The sequence below is a fragment of the Kushneria avicenniae genome, from assembly GCF_900112585.1.
Lineage (GTDB): Bacteria > Pseudomonadota > Gammaproteobacteria > Pseudomonadales > Halomonadaceae > Kushneria > Kushneria avicenniae.
Genome location: NZ_FOLY01000001.1, coordinates 456,899 through 471,471 on the forward strand (window position 1 = coordinate 456,899; position 14,573 = coordinate 471,471).

The following is a 14,573-nucleotide window of genomic DNA, read 5'->3' on the forward strand; positions in this document are numbered from 1 at the left end:
CGGCGTCAGGCCGGCGCAGCCGTCATCAAGGCTGGTTGATGCGCTCGACACCGCCCATCCAGCCGCGCAGAGCTTCGGGCACCGTGATTGAACCGTCAGCCTGCTGGTGGTTTTCCATCAGCGCCAGCAGGCAGCGCCCGACTGCCAGTCCGGAACCGTTGAGCGTATGTACCAGTGACGGTTTCTTCTGCCCCTGACCACGAAAACGCGCATGCATGCGCCGCGCCTGAAAATCTTCCGTGTTGGACACCGAGGAAATCTCGCGATAGGTGTTCTGGCTGGGCAGCCACACTTCGATGTCATAGGTTTTGGCCGCGCCAAAGCCCATGTCACCGGTGCACAGGGTCACGACGCGATACGGCAGCTCAAGCGCCTGCAGAATGGCCTCGGCATGACCGCGCATCTCCTCGAGCGCCTCATAGGAGTGCTGCGGGTCGACGACCTGTACCATTTCAACCTTGTCAAACTGATGCTGGCGAATCATGCCGCGGGTATCACGACCGTAAGCGCCGGCTTCACTGCGATAACAGGGCGTGTGAGCGGTCATGCGCAGCGGCAGTCGAGCGCCATCGATGATCTCGTCACGCACGATGTTGGTCAGCGGCACCTCGGCCGTCGGGATCAGGTAATACTCCTGATCACCTTCAAGCCTGAAGAGATCATCGCCGAACTTGGGCAGCTGGCCGGTGCCAAAAAGTGAATCGCGATTGACGATGTAGGGGACAGCCACCTCTTCGTAACCGTGCTCGAGCGTCTGCTTGTCGAGCATGAACTGTGCCAGTGCTCGATGCAGCCGCGCGATCGGGCCACGCATGACCGCAAAACGAGACCCGGTAATCTTTGTGGCCAGTTCGAAATCGAGATAACCGTGCATGCCACCCAGGTCGGTATGATCCCGCACGGTAAAGTCAAACTCGCGAGGCGTTCCCCAGCGATGCAGTTCGACGTTGTCGTCTTCATCCTGACCGTCGGGCACACTATCGTGAGGCAGGTTGGGGATGGCGGTGACAATCTCCTCGAACTCTGCCTGCACCTGAGTCAGCTCGCGGCTGGCGCTGTCGAGCGCCTCTCCCAGATTGCCCACGCTTGCCAGCAAAGGCTCGATGTCCTCGCCGCGGGACTTGGCCTGTCCGATCTCTTTCGAGCGAGTGTTACGCTCGCTCTGGAGCTCTTCAGTGCGGGTCTGAAGTTCACGGCGACGTGACTCCAGCGCCCGGACCCGATCAACATCAAGGGCATAGCCGCGGCGGGCAAGTCTGGCGGCAACGCTGTCAGGGTCGCTGCGCAGCAGTTTGGGATCGAGCATGACTATCCTGTCGGTTCGTGACAATAATGTCCGCCAATCGTGAAGACACGATGCGGAATCAACATGAAGGAACACATTGTAAAAAATTACGCTGCCCGACACTATTGGCCGACAGCCGACCGCGACACTTTATCTGTCGCAGCGGCATGACCGCCAGTGCATTATGCGCATACCGATCGACAATGGCGACCACCCCCTGCCGTGATACCTCCCCGCCCGTTTCCCTGTCGACGGAAACGATGACGCGGGACAATGGCACACTTTGACAGCCCCTGGCCGCAAGACTTGACCATGACCGAACAGCTTAAGACCCCGGCGCTCGAGCAGCGCTATCAGCAGTTCCTTGACGCCCTCAACGCCCGTGGCTTCAAGGGAGACATCGCTGCTGACGAGGCCAACCGTGTCGTGCTGGCGACCGACAATTCGCTTTATCAGCGACTGCCCCGAGCCGTGATTTATCCGCGTGACGCCGAAGACATTACCCTGCTGGCCGGTCTTGCCGGAGAATCGGCCTTTCATGAGATCGTGCTGGCGCCGCGGGGTGGCGGCACCGGTACCAACGGGCAGTCCCTGACCGACGGGCTGGTGGTGGATGTCACCCGCCACATGCACCACATCATCGATATCGATGTAGATAATCGCCGCGTCCGCGTTCAGGCCGGCGTGGTCAAGGACCAGCTCAATGCCGCCCTGAAGCCCCATGGCCTTTTCTTTGCTCCTGAGCTTTCAACCTCCAACCGCGCCACGATCGGCGGCATGATCAGCACCGATGCCTGTGGCCAGGGCTCGCGGGCCTATGGCAAGACGCGCCATCACGTCCTTGAGCTTGATGTGGCGCTTCTGGGCGGCGATCGCTTTATCAGCCGGCCACTCAACGACACCGACCTTGAAGCGCAGTGTGCCCGCACGGACCGTATTGGCGAGGTGCATCGCTGCGCTCGCGAGATCATCGACACCCGCAGCGAGCAGATCGAGCGCGTCTTCCCACCGCTCAATCGCAGCCTGACCGGCTATGATCTGGCGCATCTACGTACCGAAGACGGCCTTTTCGACCTCAACAGCGTGCTGTGCGGCAGCGAGGGCTCCCTGGGGTTTCTGATCGAAGCCACGCTCAATGTGCTGCCACTGCCGAAGTATTCAGCCCTGATCAACGTTCGCTACCCGGGATTCATGGACGCTCTGCGCGATGCCCGCGCCCTGATGGGCAGCGATAACAGCGAGAAGGCGCCCACCTCGATCGAGACCATCGATGACCGCGTGCTGATGCTGGCCATGGAAGACATCATCTGGGACGGCGTGGCGGAATATTTTCCGGCCGGCGAGGAAGATGCCCCACCGGTGCGCGGTATCAACCTGGTGGAGTTCAACGACAACGACGAGGCGTCTCTCAAGCGTCGCGTCGAGGCGTTTACGCAGGCGCTCGAGAACAATCGGGATGTCGACCGTCTGGGCCATACCATCGCCTGGGGGCGTAAGCGCATCACCACGGTCTACGGTATGCGCAAGCGCGCCGTCGGGCTATTGGGGAACGTTCAGGGCGAGAAACGTCCGATCCCCTTCATCGAGGACACGGCCGTTCCGCCCGAGCAGCTGGCCGACTACATCGGCGAGTTTCGCGATCTCCTCGATCGTCACGGTCTCGAATACGGCATGTTCGGTCATGTTGACGCCGGCGTCCTGCACGTTCGCCCGGCCATCGACATGAAGGACCCGCAGCAGGCGGCCCTGATTCGACCACTCTCCGATGAAGTCGTTACCCTGACTCAGCGTTACGGCGGGCTTTTGTGGGGCGAGCACGGCAAGGGGGTTCGCTCAGAGTATACCCCGGCCTTTTTTGGTGACCTCTATCCAGCCCTGCAGCAGCTCAAGGGGGCCTTCGACCCGCATAACCAGCTCAATCCCGGCAAGATCGCCACGCCTTTGGAAAGCGATGCCGCGCTGCTGAAGGTGGACGGCGTGACCACCAGAGGCGAGCTGGACCGCACCATTGATGAGCGGGTCTGGCAGAGCTATCAGAGTGCGGTCTACTGCAACGGCAACGGCGCCTGCTACAACTACGACCCCAACGATGCCATGTGCCCCTCCTGGAAGGCCACTCGCGAGCGCATCCACTCGCCCAAGGGACGCGCCAGCCTGATGCGCGAGTGGCTGAGAAGAGAGCAGGCCGCCGGCAATGATGTACTGGCCGAGGCACGCGAGCTGCGCCGGGCCGGCACACTACAGCGGCTTAAAACGCTGCCGGCGCGGCTGCGCCGTACATTGAGCCGGGAAGATGCCTTTTCCGACGAGGTTCACGAGGCCATGGCCGGCTGTCTGGCCTGCAAGTCCTGCGCCGGGCAGTGTCCGGTTCGGGTCAACGTACCGGATTTTCGCAGCCGTTTTCTGGAGCTTTACCATGGCCGGCGCCTGCGACCACTACGCGATCATCTGATTGCTCGCATGGAAACCCTGATGCCGCGGCTCAAGCCGGTAGCACCGCTCTACAATACGCTGCTGCGCCAGAAGCCGATCCAGTACGTCATGGCCCGCTGGGTCGGCATGGTGGATGCGCCCGCCTTTTCACCCAGCGATTTTCACAAGCAGCTCAACGCCTGGGGCATTGCCGAGGCCACGCCCGTCTCGCTCGGACTTTTAAGCGAGCAGCAAAAGGCGCGTAGTGTCGTGCTGGTTCAGGACGCCTTCACTTCCTGGTTCGATGCCCGCGTGGCTCGCGAGCTTGTCGAGTGCCTGAGTCTGCTGGGTATTTGCGTGTTCGTGGCGCCCTACCGGCCCAATGGCAAGCCCATGCATGTACAGGGCTTTATGGGAAACTTTCATAAAACCGCCCGCACTCAGGCCGTGGTTCTTCAGGCCCTGGCCCGCCTCGAGGTGCCGATGATCGGCCTCGATCCGGCCATGACCCTGACCTACCGCCAGGAATACGTTGATGCGCTCGGCAGTGACGCGGTGCCCGAGGTGATGCTGCCTCAGGAGTGGCTGCTGTCCATGGCTGGCGCCCTGGCACCGGCATCGCAGCATTCATCGACCGGGACGAACATCCACTACCGGCTTTTGAGCCACTGCACCGAGAAAACCAACGCGCCCGGCAGTGCGAAAGCATGGCAACAGGTGTTCAACGCTTTCGGCCTTGAGCTCGAGCTGGTGCCTACCGGCTGCTGCGGCATGTCCGGCACCTATGGTCACGAGGCGCGCAATCTCGAGACCTCACGTGTCATCTACAGCCAGTCGTGGCAGCCGCTCGTGGAAAACGCCGATGACAATATACGACTGCTGGCCACCGGCTACTCCTGTCGTAGCCAGGTCAAACGCTTCTCGAACGTCACGCTAAAACATCCGCTACAGGCCCTGCTGTCACATCTTCGACGCCGGAAAGCGCTATCCTGAAGATCAACGGCCGCCATCTTAAGGCGGCCGTTTTTGTCCCCGTTGCAACGATCATCGCCTGCGGCTAGGCTGCGCCCTCATTATCAGCCCCTATCGGAAGCTTCCTGCATGGAACACGCTGCGCTTTATCTGGCCCTGATCGGCCTGCTGTCCCTGATGTGTCAATGGGCAGCGTGGCGGGTTCATCTACCTGCCATCCTGCCGCTGTTGATTGTCGGCCTGATTGCCGGACCGGTCACCGGCTGGCTGGACCCGGATGCCATCCTGGGGGAGCTGCTGTTTCCGCTGGTCTCGCTGTCCGTGGCAGTCATCCTGTTTGAAGGCAGTCTGACGCTCAACTACGAGGATCTTCGAGGGCACGGTCGCACCGTCATCCGTCTGATTACCTGGGGGGTGATTATCACCGGGGTGATCGGCACACTGGCCGCCTGGTGGCTTTTGAACATGCCGCTCGAGATCGCCGCCGTACTGGGTGGGCTGCTGGTCGTCACCGGACCGACCGTAGTGATCCCTCTTCTGCAGACCCTGCGGGCCAAAGCCAATCTGTCCCAGATTCTGCGCTGGGAAGGCATTCTGGTGGACCCGGTCGGCGCCCTGCTGGCCGTTTTGATCTACGAATTCGTGGCGCTGGGACAGGAAAACGGTGCGGCCTCACACACCTTGCTGCTGTTTGGACAGACCGTGGGGCTCGGGTTCGGCCTTGGCGCGCTGGGCGGCTGGCTCTGGGGGCTGATCCTGCGCCATCACTGGCTGCCGCAGCGGCTTCACAATTTCGGCACTCTGATGATCATGCTGACGCTCTTTGCCGGCTCCAACGCGCTGTTCGAGGAGTCCGGGCTTCTGACCGTGACCGTCATGGGCATCTGGATGGCCAATATGCGCGGCATTCCGGTGCGTCCGATCATCGAGTTCAAGGAAACCCTGACCGTTTTGCTGGTCTCGGGGCTTTTCATCCTGCTGGCCGCGCGCATTTCAACCGAACAGCTGATGACGCTGAACTGGCCGGCCTGGGTGTTCCTGGCGGTACTGATGTTCGTGGCTCGCCCCATTACCGTCTGGGTCTGCACCATCGGTACGGAGCTTCACTGGCGCGAGAAGGCCCTGCTGGCGTGGCTGTCACCGCGCGGAATCGTGGCTGCAGCCGTGGCGTCGCTCTTTGCGATCAAGCTGGAAAAGGCCGGTGTCGAGGGCGCCGAAATGCTGGTGCCGGTGACGTTTCTCGTCATCATCGGCACGGTGGTCATCCAGAGTCTGTTCTCTCGGCCCATCGTCAGGGCGCTCAAGGTCAGCGAACCGGAACCGACCGGTTTTCTCATCATTGGCGCCAACCCGGTGGCTCGCGCCATCGCCAGCGAGCTGATGACGATGGGCTGGACCGTTCGACTGACCGACACCAGCTGGGACGCCGTGCAGGAAGCACGCATGGCCGGGCTACCGGTCTATTACGGCAATCCGCTGTCGGAACACGCCACCCAGCATCTGGAGCTGACCGGCATTGGACGCCTGCTGCCGCTGTCGCCTTATCGCGAGCTCAACAATCTGGCAGCGCTGCATTTTGAACACATGCTGGGCCACGGCAACGTCTTCCGGCTGGCCGAAGAGTCAGGCAAGCACGCCAAGCGTCAGCAGGACCGGGCACTGGGCCATCTGCCGCGCCTGTTCGATGACGAGGCCACCTTCGCCAAGCTGGCAAGTCTGGTGGCCAGCGGTGCCGAGATCCGGGTAACGAAAATGTCCGAGAACTTCGGTCTTGAAGAGTATCGTCGCATTCACGATGGTCGCCTGATGCCGCTGTTTTGTGTGGCCGCCAACGGTCGGTTGCGCGTGGTACACACTGATGTGCCCCTGGCACCCAAACCGGGCGAGCGCGTGATCAGCCTGATCTATCCGGACTCGCCTGAAATGCAGCCGGACGAACGTGAAGAGCGGGCCCGTGAAGAACAGCGTGTGGCGCCCACACGCAGTGACAGCAGCAACCCGGGTCGCCTGCCGTCCTAAACCGGACTCTGAACCGGACCTTGAACCGGTAATCACCGCTTCCCGCTGCCATGAAAAAAGCCTCGCATCTGCGAGGCTTTTTTTATTCATGCCCTTTCGAACGCTCGGGCTGGCATCATTTGTCATCGGGGCGCTTTTCGGTAGCGATCCCCTGCTCACGCGCCATGGCACAGGCCGCTCTCGGCCCGGTCCACAAAAGCGGCAACAGCAACAGCGAGACCGGTACGGCGGCGATGACAATGACCGACTGAAGGGCACTGATGCCGCCTTCTTCCATCATCAGAAGCAGCGCCGCAACGACCCCGAAGGAGATGGCCCGGAGGGGGAGCAAAGGTGCCTACCCCATCAATCCATTTCTGCCGGGTATATTCAGACTCCAGATCCGGCCATAATTGCGCGCCTTGATGGTGAGAGCCATTGCCCCGGCGGCTGGCCCGTGCGCTCAGAATTCAATCTGGTAAGGTAGGCGCCATATCGCCCGGGCGATACGAGAGAATGTTGTTCCCTGGAACAATCAATAATACAGACCGGGAGTTGTTGATCATGCAAATTCTGATGGGACTGGTCGGCATCGTGTTTGTGCTGGCCGTTGCCTTTATCTTTTCCGAAAATCGCCGCGCCATTCGTCTACGCACCGTTTTCTGGGCCTTTGTCCTGCAGGCCGGATTTGCGCTGTTCGTGCTTTACGTGCCGGTGGGTCAACACATCCTGATGGGCATGTCAGGCGGCGTTCAGACCGTCATCGACAGCGCTGGTGACGGCATCGAGTTCCTCTTCGGTTCGCTGGCAGGCGGTAGTAATGGCTTTATCTTTGCCATTCAGGTGCTCTCGGTCATCGTCTTTTTCTCCTCGCTGGTCTCCGTGCTGTATTACCTGGGCATCATGCGCTGGGTCATCAATATCCTGGGCGGCGGTATCCAGAAGCTGATGGGCACCAGCCGACCGGAATCCCTGTCCGCAGCAGCCAATATCTTTGTCGGCCAGACAGAAGCGCCGCTGGTGATTCGCCCTTTCATTGCCGATATGACGCGTTCGGAGCTTTTCGCCGTCATGGTCGGCGGGCTGGCAAGCGTGGCCGGAGGGGTGCTGGCCGGTTACGCTGCCATGGGCGTCAATCTTCAATACCTGATTGCAGCCTCCTTCATGTCTGCCCCCGGTGGGCTTTTGATGGCCAAGATGATGCTGCCGGAAACCGAAACACCGCAGCACGACACCAACGTATCGACCGCTGAAAACGACGAACAGCTGGCCAACGTCATCGATGCCGCGGCGACCGGCGCCAGCACCGGCGTACAGCTGGCGCTCAATGTCGGCGGCATGCTGCTGGCGTTTGTCAGCCTGATTGCACTGGCCAATGCCATACTGACCGGTATCGGCGGCCTGTTCGGCTTTGAAGATCTGACCCTGCAGCTGATTCTGGGCTATATCTTCTCACCGGTGGCCTGGCTGATCGGCGTGCCGTGGTCAGAAGCCGTGGCGGCGGGCAATTTCATCGGCCAGAAAACGATTCTCAACGAGTTTGTCGCCTTTGCTTCGTTCACCGGCTTTGAAGGCAGCCTCAGCGAGCACACGAAGGCCATTATTACCTTTGCCCTGTGCGGCTTTGCCAATATTTCCTCGATTGCCATTTTGATGGGTGGACTGGCCGTCATGGCCCCTTCACGTCGTGGTGATGTGGCCCGACTGGGACCGAAGGCAATTCTGGCCGGTACGCTCTCCAATCTGATGAGCGCCTCGCTTGCCGGTCTGTTTCTGTCGCTGTAGGACGGCGATATTAAAGCGACATGTTTCAAGGTTATGGGACGTCATGACATGAGCAACGACGAACAGCGACAGGCGCGCCATCAGCGCGCCATGGAAAAACTGAAAAGTCACGTCGATGAGCGGGTGGCCAGCGCCAGCGAGGAGCGTGGGCAGCTGCTGATCCTGACCGGCAACGGCAAGGGCAAGACCACATCGGCCTGGGGTACGGTGACACGCGCGCTGGGCTACGGCTACGGCGTTGGCGTCATTCAATTCATCAAGGGCGAGTGGGAATGTGGCGAGCGAGCGCGACTGCAGGAGGATCCCAACCTGCAGATCGCCACCATGGGCACCGGATTTACGTGGGAAACCCAGAATCGAGAGACCGACCGCAAGGCCTGTGAAGCAGTATGGCAGGACGCTGCCAGAATGCTGAGTGACCCATCCCGCTATCTGGTGGTACTCGACGAGATCACCTACATGCTGAAATTCGGCTATCTCGATATCGAAACGGTCAAACAGGCCATCAGTCACCGCCCCGTCGAGCAGACGGTCATCGTCACCGGGCGCAATGCTCACCGCGAGCTGATGGCCATGGCAGATACCATTACCGAGATGCAGGAAACCCGCCACGCCTTCAATAACGGTCTGAAGGCACGACGCGGTATCGACTATTAGCCATTAACCACTATTAGCCATCAACTACTAATAGTCATAAATTACCAACCATCGACTACCAACGATCACTGACTCTGAAACATCATGCGCCGCCCGGGGCCGGGCAGCGCTATGTTTTCAGATCCACCCACAGCGAGCCCGTGAACGGGTCGCTGATATAGTGCTCGTTGATCTCTTCAAGCGTTTGATGAGCGTCAATATCCTGAAACCGATCAGGATAGCTCCATTTCGCCATCTCCTCGAGCACCAGAATATTGAGCGGCGTGTTGATGAGATGATGGTAGAGACCGTGTACCCGGCCGTTTTCCACCGCGCTTAAATGACCGATAAGCGGGCGCTCGAGAATATGCTTCAAGGATTGCCTGGCATCGCTTTCGCTGACATCCGGCCCCAGCACCAGACCGTTGACACGTCGGAGATATCCGCCGCCGGTGGCGATATAAACATCCGGGTCCCGGGTCAGTACATATTCAGGATCAATGCGCCCACTCTTGCCCTTGAGCACCTCGGCACCGATGTTATCCACGTTCAGGCGCTGGGCAAAATGGTCAAAGCTGCCCTGACCGGGGGAGTTGCAGCACTCGTTCATGCCGGCGTGAGCTTCAATCATGACCGTGGGTCTCTCGGTACTCGAGTCCTGATCGATCCGCCCCAGCACCGCCTGGCGCTTTTGCTCGTAAAAGCGGATATAGCGTTCGGCCTGATCCTCTCTTCCCAGTAGCGTACCCAGTGCCCGCAGGCTGGGCACGGTGTCATCCAGTGGGTCGGTGGCAAAATCGATATACACGACCGGGATACCGGCGGCATCCAGCTGGTGCATGAGCTCCTGCCCCTGGGAAATCGGCACCTGTGAGCGGCTCAGCACGACAGCATCAGGATTCATCGCAATGATTTTTTCTACCGAGATGCTGCCCGGGCCGGGGCCATCTCCCACGATCGGAAGCTTCTCGAGTTCCGGAGCACGCTTGTGATAAATGTCATAAAGCTCGGGAGAGCGTTTCATGTCACTGCCCCAGCCCAGCAACCAGTGCGCCGGATTTTTATCCAGAAGCGACAGGGCAATCAACTGACGTCCTTCGGCCAGTACGATGTGTTCTGCCGGTTTGTCGAGCGTCACATCGCGGCCTTCAATGTCATGCACGGTAATATCTGCCTGTGCCGACAGTGAAAAAAGCCCCATCGCCAGGCCGGCAAACCATTGTGTATTCACATGCATCCTGATGTAGAGTCCTGACTGATCAAAAACGAAAGGTCGGATAGCGCCTGCTGCGCCTATCATGAGCGTGCAGCATCGCCGAGGCAAACACCCTGATACATCGTGCGCCTCTCTTTTCCGGCGGACCTGAAAGCGGATCACACAGGGAGCGGTGTACTTCATGACACCGCCTATTTACTATCCTGGCAGCATTTCGGCCATTCGGTGTTCGGCCTGATATCATTGCTGCTTTCGTTTCGCGCCGACGGCGCCCTGTATGGAGCTTCATGCCGATGCCCGTTTCACCGCGCATTCCCGCACTGCTGGCCCTGATGGCTCTGAGCCTGCCGACGCTGCCTGCACTGGCACAAGACACATCGGCCTCTCGCCAGATCGAGGTACAGGCCGAGTCCAGCGTCGATGTGCAACCTGATCGCGCCACACTCAATGCGGTGCTGGTTGAAGCCACCCCGCTGGTTGAAATGGGCGCCGAACGCGATGACGACGCCACGACCAAGGCACGCAAGCAGCTTGAAACGCGCAGTACTGCGCTGATCAAGGCGCTGCGAAAGCTGGGCATCAGTGATGACCAGCTTCATGCCGGCAATCTGAGCGTGCGCAACGAACAGCAGCTGCAGCAACAGGACCAGAGCGCGCCCCTGCTCGAGCGCGTGGTCATTGAGCGTCACCTTGATATCGATATTAACGACCTGACATCGTTACCAGGTATCATTGATGCCCTGTTTGCCAACGGCATCGATCGACTGGAAGGCATCCGCTATGACGTCAGCGACCGAGAAAGCGTCGAAAACAAGGCGCTTCAAAAGGCACTGGCGCGGGCTCATCAAAAGGCAGAGCTGATGAGCAATGCCCTGTCTGTCTCTCTGGGCCGCGTTGAGCGCATTCAGGAAACCCGATCACCGGTATTTCGCCCGATGATGATGGCAACGGCCCGCACCGAGCAGGCCGATAGCGCCACCTATACGCCGGGCACCATCAGCGTAGAAGCAGGCGTACTGGTCAACTGGTCACTTGAGACATCATCGACCAGCGATAATTGATCCCGCGGAGACCTGACATCTCCCTATCACTACCGGCCTGACCTGACCGGTTCACGGGTCTGTTTCGAACCATCGACAGGCTCACGGAAATAGCCATGTGCTTTTGAGCATGCTCCGTGGTATCCGACGCCATTTTTGATGGCGCCAGCGCTGATACCGGCCGGGGAGACTCCCGAGCACCTGCCTGTTGCATGCTCTATTCTCTAGAGCTGTTGAATGGACTCATCATATAAAACGGCTTAGCAGGCGTTATGCTCGACTATAAACTTCTTGAGGCGCTTGGCGCCGTCGTGGACCAGGCAGGTTTTGAGCGCGGCGCTCAGGTACTGGGACTGACGCAGTCCGCGGTATCCCAGAGAATCAAGCTTCTGGAGGCGCGCCTGGGTCAGCCGGTGCTGATCCGCGCCCCGCGCATTGCCCCAACGGAACTGGGGAAAAAGCTTCTCAATCATATTCAGCAGGTTCGTCTGCTCGAGCATGATCTGCTTGACTACGTCCCTTCGCTCGGCGATCGCGAGCAGCGCCTTCGCATCGCGCTCAATGCTGACAGTCTGGCCACCTGGTGGGCAGAGGCGGTCGAGGATTTCTTTCGTGAGCACGCCGTACTGTTTGATCTGGTGGTCGAGGATCAGGAAGCTGCGCTCAAGCGCATGCGTGATGGTGAGGTGGCGGCCTGTCTGTGCATGACGCCACGTTCAATCCAGGGTGCCCGTGCCCGCCCGCTTGGTGGTATGCGTTATCGTCCGCTGGCCACGCCCGGTTTCATGCAGCGCTATTTCCCCAACGGTATGGATCGCATTTCCCTTGCCGAAGCCCCGGCCGTAGTGTTTGGCCCCGATGACCGACTCCAGCAGCGCTACGTGGCCAATCATGGGGTGACCGCTCCCTTTCCTCACCACCTCTGTCCGTCTTCCGAAGGCTTTTACCAGATGATTCGATCCGGTATCGGCTATGGTCTGGTGCCCGAAATTCAGGCGCAGGCTGCCATCGAACGGGGAGATCTGATCGACCTCGAGAGCAGCTCTGACGTCATCGTGCCGCTTTACTGGCACTACTGGCGTCAGGGTGGGAATATACTGGAAGCCCTGACGCAGCATCTGACCCAGCACGCCCGACGCTGGCTGACCGATCTTGACGGTTTCGAAAATCCTGTGGGAGTGCCCTGATCATGTCCCCCTCTTCTGTCCTGAAACCAGCGCTTGTCTGTGTCGTTGTCACCTGTCTGTCGGCCTGCGGCACCTCACCTGAAAAGGGAGATACCAGGGCAGAAGATACCCTGACAGTCAGCGCTGTCGCCATTGACGGCGCTACTGCCCGGGCCGATGCCCTTGAGAAGGGTCAGGCACAGTGTCTGGCCCGGGGCGGCCGGGAGGTCAGCCTGATAAATGCCCAGGTGACACCGCCCACCATGGCCGCTGTGGATGATGATCCCGATGCCCGCTCAAGTACGGATGCCCTGGAGGCAGCCACTTCCGAGGGCGATGCCTGGCGCGCTACGCTGACCCTTCGCTGTCGCTGAGCCTTACTGCCCCACCAGAGCTGTGCTTTTGTACGCTCTCGATCTTGTCCGCCATGCTCTGCTCGCGGTCCGTGCGTGTGCCGATACGCATGGAGGTCGTGATACGGGGTGCCCCCATGTCGTGAACCACTTCATGGCAGCGCCTGACCACCTCAAACACCTCCTCCCACTCGCCTTCAATATTGGTGCCATAGGCGTGCATCTGATGCTCAAGCCCCGCCTGCTCGATGACCTCCTGACAGGCCGATACATACGCGCCGACCGACACCCCGACGCCCAGCGGCACCACACATAGATCGATCATGACTTTCATACGATATCGCTCCCTGTTTTCACGTTGACGACATGACCTGGATGTAAACATTCGTATGAAAACGAGGATGCAAAACAGGCAATTGTCGATTAAATTTTAAGAATGACACAAGAAAGGAACATTCGGCGCCTCTTCTGATCATGGCAGTGCGATCATCTCTTCATGATAGAAGAGACATCCCGGGTGAAAGGCACCATTACCCAAGGGAGGGTGGCATGACCAGCAACACCGCTGACAAATCGACCCCACAGACCCATTCACGCGCACGGCGACTTATCGAGAAGTGGCTTGCCCCGACAGGCGTCGCACTCAACGGCACCCAACCATGGGATTTACAGATTCATCACAGCGGATTCTATAGCCGAGTGGTGCGTCAGGGGTCGCTGGGGCTGGGTGAATCCTACATGGACGGCTGGTGGTCGTGTGCGCGCATCGATCAGTTCATCGAACGCGTGTTGCTTGCCAATCTGGGCGAGCGCGCCCATACCCGCCGCGAAAAGCTGCTCTACCATCTTCAGACCAGCCTGACCAATCTTCAGAGCCGAACGCGCGCCTTTATCGTGGGCGAGCAGCACTACGATTTCGGCAATGATCTTTTCGAGGCCATGCTGGATGAGACCATGTGCTACTCATGCGGCTACTGGAAAGGCGCCGACACACTGCATGAGGCTCAGGTTGCCAAACTGGATCTGGCCGCGCGCAAGCTGCAGCTGCGTCCTGGCATGCGGGTGCTTGATATCGGCTGCGGCTGGGGCAGCTTTGCCGAGCATGCCGCCCGCCATTACGGCGTTCACGTCACGGGCATCACTATCTCCAGAGAGCAGGCAGAGCTTGCCCGTACGCGCTGTGAAGGGCTGGACGTCGACATTCTGCTTGAGGACTACCGTGATCTGGAGGGCAGCTTTGACCGTATCGTCTCGATCGGCATGTTCGAGCACGTCGGGCAGAAGAACTATCAGACCTATTTCGATACCGTGGAACGACTGCTGGCCCCGGACGGGCTGTTTGTGCTTCACACCATCGGCTCCAACAACTCGGAGATTGGCGCCGACCCCTTCATCAACAGGTATATTTTCCCCAACGGCGTTCTGCCCTCGGTCGCACAGATCGCGATGCCCACCGAGAACGCCATGGTCATGGAAGACTGGCAGAATTTTGGCGCGGATTATGATCGCACCCTGATGGCATGGCTCAAGAATATCGAATCGGCCTGGCCCTCGCTGCCCTACGACGAACGTACCCAGCGCATGTTTCGCTACTATCTGGCCAGCTGCGCCGGTGCCTTTCGTGCGCGCGATCTACAGCTCTGGCAAGTCGTCTTTTCCAGACGTCGAAGCGGTCGATACGACGCTCCCCGCTAGCGGTCATGTCCGGCG

At 59.7% G+C, this 14,573-nt stretch carries 12 protein-coding genes; 8 read left to right on the forward strand and 4 right to left on the reverse strand.

All coding sequences use genetic code 11. The annotated features are described in order from the left end of the window. Window positions 1-25 precede the first annotated feature (25 nt). A complete protein-coding gene (serS, locus tag BM079_RS02185) occupies window positions 26-1,306 on the reverse strand; it encodes a serine--tRNA ligase (protein ID WP_090130351.1) in 1,281 nt (426 codons plus the stop codon). Between the two features lie 291 nt (window positions 1,307-1,597). On the opposite strand from serS, the gene ydiJ reads away from it, so the two are divergent. Continuing rightward, window positions 1,598-4,690 carry a D-2-hydroxyglutarate dehydrogenase YdiJ gene (ydiJ, locus tag BM079_RS02190; protein ID WP_090130801.1) on the forward strand — a complete coding sequence of 1,031 codons (3,093 nt, stop codon included), beginning with the start codon at window positions 1,598-1,600 and terminating at the stop codon, window positions 4,688-4,690. A gap of 108 nt (window positions 4,691-4,798) precedes the next feature. Beyond that, a complete protein-coding gene (locus tag BM079_RS02195; RefSeq protein WP_090130353.1) occupies window positions 4,799-6,688 on the forward strand; it encodes a cation:proton antiporter in 1,890 nt (629 codons plus the stop codon). A 115-nt stretch (window positions 6,689-6,803) separates the two neighbouring features. On the opposite strand, the gene BM079_RS02200 is transcribed toward BM079_RS02195, so the two are convergent. Continuing rightward, complete coding sequence (locus BM079_RS02200) at window positions 6,804-7,019, reverse strand: BCCT family transporter (protein WP_380059483.1); 216 nt, start codon at window positions 7,017-7,019, stop codon at window positions 6,804-6,806. A 212-nt stretch (window positions 7,020-7,231) separates the two neighbouring features. Here BM079_RS02200 and BM079_RS02205 point away from each other — a divergent pair, with 212 nt between their 5' ends. Next, entirely contained in the window at window positions 7,232-8,452 is a 1,221-nt protein-coding gene (locus tag BM079_RS02205; RefSeq protein WP_090130355.1) for a NupC/NupG family nucleoside CNT transporter, read from the forward strand. 48 nt (window positions 8,453-8,500) lie between these two features. Continuing rightward, entirely contained in the window at window positions 8,501-9,109 is a 609-nt protein-coding gene (gene cobO, locus BM079_RS02210; protein ID WP_090130803.1) for a cob(I)yrinic acid a,c-diamide adenosyltransferase, read from the forward strand. 109 nt (window positions 9,110-9,218) lie between these two features. Here the strand turns inward: cobO and BM079_RS02215 are convergent, their stop codons facing one another. Then, a complete protein-coding gene (locus BM079_RS02215) occupies window positions 9,219-10,319 on the reverse strand; it encodes an ABC transporter substrate-binding protein (protein WP_175489563.1) in 1,101 nt (366 codons plus the stop codon). 272 nt (window positions 10,320-10,591) lie between these two features. On the opposite strand from BM079_RS02215, the gene BM079_RS02220 reads away from it, so the two are divergent. The 3 genes from BM079_RS02220 to BM079_RS02230 all read left to right on the forward strand — a co-directional run bounded on the left by BM079_RS02220 (window position 10,592) and on the right by BM079_RS02230 (window position 12,884). Beyond that, window positions 10,592-11,365, forward strand: a complete 774-nt coding sequence (locus tag BM079_RS02220; RefSeq protein ID WP_090130360.1) for an SIMPL domain-containing protein — start codon at window positions 10,592-10,594, stop codon at window positions 11,363-11,365. A 251-nt stretch (window positions 11,366-11,616) separates the two neighbouring features. After that, a complete protein-coding gene (locus BM079_RS02225; RefSeq protein ID WP_090130362.1) occupies window positions 11,617-12,531 on the forward strand; it encodes a LysR family transcriptional regulator ArgP in 915 nt (304 codons plus the stop codon). A 2-nt stretch (window positions 12,532-12,533) separates the two neighbouring features. Continuing rightward, complete coding sequence (locus BM079_RS02230) at window positions 12,534-12,884, forward strand: hypothetical protein (protein ID WP_090130363.1); 351 nt, start codon at window positions 12,534-12,536, stop codon at window positions 12,882-12,884. On the opposite strand, the gene BM079_RS02235 is transcribed toward BM079_RS02230, so the two are convergent. Next, window positions 12,859-13,197 (reverse strand): MTH1187 family thiamine-binding protein, encoded by a 339-nt coding sequence (locus BM079_RS02235; protein ID WP_090130365.1) that lies wholly within the window; start codon window positions 13,195-13,197, stop codon window positions 12,859-12,861. The genes BM079_RS02230 and BM079_RS02235 overlap by 26 nt on opposite strands. Window positions 13,198-13,412: 215 nt before the next feature. Between BM079_RS02235 and cfa the strand changes: the two genes are divergently transcribed. After that, the gene (gene cfa / locus BM079_RS02240) at window positions 13,413-14,558 is read left to right on the forward strand and encodes a cyclopropane fatty acyl phospholipid synthase (RefSeq protein WP_090130367.1); all 1,146 of its coding nucleotides are present in this window, start codon (window positions 13,413-13,415) and stop codon (window positions 14,556-14,558) included. Window positions 14,559-14,573: the final 15 nt, after the last annotated feature.